We start from the raw sequence: 2,457 nt of genomic DNA, 5'->3' as shown, positions 1-2,457 counted from the left end.
GCATCAGCGCGCTCGAGGCCACGTTCGACGTGAGGATGATGATCGTATTGCGGAAGTCGACCTCGCGCCCTTCGGCGTCGTCCAGCACGCCCTTGTCGAACACCTGGAAGAACAGCTCCAGCACGTCCGGATGCGCCTTCTCCGCTTCGTCCAGCAGCACGACGCTGTACGGATTGCGGCGCACGGCCTCCGTCAGCACGCCGCCCTCGCCATAGCCGACATAGCCCGGCGGCGAGCCTTTCAGCCCGGAGACGCTGTGCGCCTCCTGGTATTCGCTCATGTTGATGGTGACGAGCTTGCGCTCGCCGCCGTACAGCACGTCGGCCAGCGCGAGCGCGGTCTCAGTCTTGCCGACGCCCGACGGGCCCACGAACAGGAACACGCCCTGCGGCTTGTCCGGGTCGTCCAGCTGCGCGCGCGCCGTGCGCACGCGCTGGGCCACCGCATCGATCGCATGCGGTTGGCCCAGCACGCGTGCCTCCAGCAGGTCCTTCAGGTTCAGCACCGTGCGGATCTCGTCCCTGACCATCTTGCCGAGCGGGATGCCGGTCCAGCCGGCGACGATGCCGGCGACCACGTGGCCATCCACCTGCAGCGGCACGAGCGGCGTCTCGCCCTGTGCCGCCTTCAGTTCCTCGCGCAGGGCGCGCGAGTCGGCCGCTGCGCGGATCCGCTGCACGAGATCGCGTTCGCGTTCCCAGCGGGCGCGCAAGGTCGCCAGTTCGTCCTCGACGGCGCCGCGCGTCGCGGCCAGCTCCTCCAGCCTGGTGTCATGCGCGCCCTCGCCTGCCACCTGTTCACGCTCCAGCGCCTGCCGTTCCGCATCGATACGCTCCAGCCGGCGCGCCAGGTCTTCGATGCGCGCAGGCGCCGCGTCGCGGCCCAGCGCCACCTGCGCGCACGCCGTGTCGAGCACGCCGATGGCCTTGTCCGGCAGCTGGCGGCCGCTGATGTAGCGGTGCGACAGGCGCACGGCCTCGGTGATGGCCTCGTCGTGGATGCGGACGTTGAAGTGTCGTTCCATCAACGGCGCCATCCCGCGCAGCATGGCGCACGCCAGTTCCTCGCTCGGCTCCTCGACCTTCACGACCTGGAAGCGCCGCGCCAGCGCGGGATCCTTCTCGAAGTATTTCTTGTACTCGCTCCACGTGGTGGCCGCGATCGTGCGCAGTTCGCCGCGCGCCAGCGCCGGTTTCAGCAGGTTGGCGGCGTCGTTCTGGCCCGCCTGCCCGCCCGCGCCGATCATCGTGTGCGCTTCGTCGATGAACAGGATGATGGGGTGGGGACTCTTCTTCACCTCGGCGATCGTGTTCTTGAGACGGTTCTCGAACTCGCCCTTGACGCTGGCACCGGCCTGCAACAGGCCCAGGTCCAGCACGTGGATTTCCACGCCGCGCAGTACCTCGGGCACTTCGCCTTGCGCGATGCGCAGCGCGAGGCCTTCCACCACGGCCGTCTTGCCGACGCCCGCCTCGCCCGTCAGGATGGGGTTGTTCTGGCGCCGGCGCATGAGGATGTCGACGAGCTGGCGGATCTCCGCGTCGCGCCCGATCACGGGGTCGATCTTGCCGTCGCGCGCGCGCTGCGTGAGGTTCGTCGTGAACTGGTCCAGCGCGGGCGTCTTCGATGCCGCCGCACGCTGCAGGTCGGCCAGCGGGTCCGCGCCCGCTTCCTGCCCGGACGGCGCCGCGCCAACGGGCACTTCGTCCGATCCGGCCGTGATGTCGTCGAAATGGTGCTTGATGCGCTCGATATCGAATGCCGCGAACTGGCCGGACACGCGGTGCGCCAGCTGCGATAACTCGGGAGAACCCAGCAATGCCTGCAGCAGGTGGCCGCTGCGGATGCCGCCCTGGCCGCCGGCGCGCAGGTCGAGCGAGGCGATCAGCCATGCGTGTTCGAACAGCTTCGGCAGGCGCTCCGAGAACACGGGCGTGCGCGTGTTGCCGCTTTTGAAACCGGCCACTTCCGCCTGCAGGTCGGACGCCAGGCGTTCCAGCGACACGCCGCAGCGGCGCGCGATGACGGCCACGTCGCAGGCCGGCTGTTCCAGCAGCGCCAGCAGCAGGTGCTCGATGTCGACCTCGTACTGGCCCAGCGACACACACAGGCCCGCCGCCCGGGTGGCGGCCGTGCGGCATGCGTCGTCCAGCTTGCCGATCAGGGTTTTCAGGTTGATGCTCAATCAGGTTTCCTCGTGTCTGGTTACCGCGGTCAGGCGGCGTGGATTTCGTAATGCACGTCGGCGCGGTGTGTCGTCTGCGGGCCGTCGACGAGGAACCCGTCCCAGCCGAGCCGCCCGCCGGCCCGCCGGCCGCCCGCGAGCGCGACGCCGCGCACGTGATCGGCGCGCAGCACGAGCCGCACCTCGTATTCGAGCGACAGTCCCGTGAACAGCGTGACCAGCGCGGCCAGCGCGCGCGCCGCGCGGCCGCCCGGCAGGAAGGCTTCGTACGC

The 2,457-nt window shown here is 69.7% G+C and carries 2 protein-coding genes; both read right to left on the bottom strand.

Going from position 1 to position 2,457, the window contains the following annotated elements; all coding sequences use genetic code 11:
- Positions 1–2,185, bottom strand: a 2,185-nt coding sequence (tssH, locus tag AC1DYX_RS30345) for a type VI secretion system ATPase TssH (RefSeq protein WP_477265818.1), incomplete at its 3' end; no start/stop codon positions are given.
- A gap of 29 nt (positions 2,186–2,214) precedes the next feature.
- The coding region (locus tag AC1DYX_RS30340; RefSeq protein WP_477265816.1) for a type VI secretion system baseplate subunit TssG at positions 2,215–2,457 on the bottom strand (243 nt) is incomplete at its 5' end.

It is taken from the genome of Massilia sp. P2_C2 (assembly GCF_056404615.1).
Note: the sequence above shows the minus strand (reverse complement) of the source record. Positions and strands in the feature narration are given on the sequence as shown.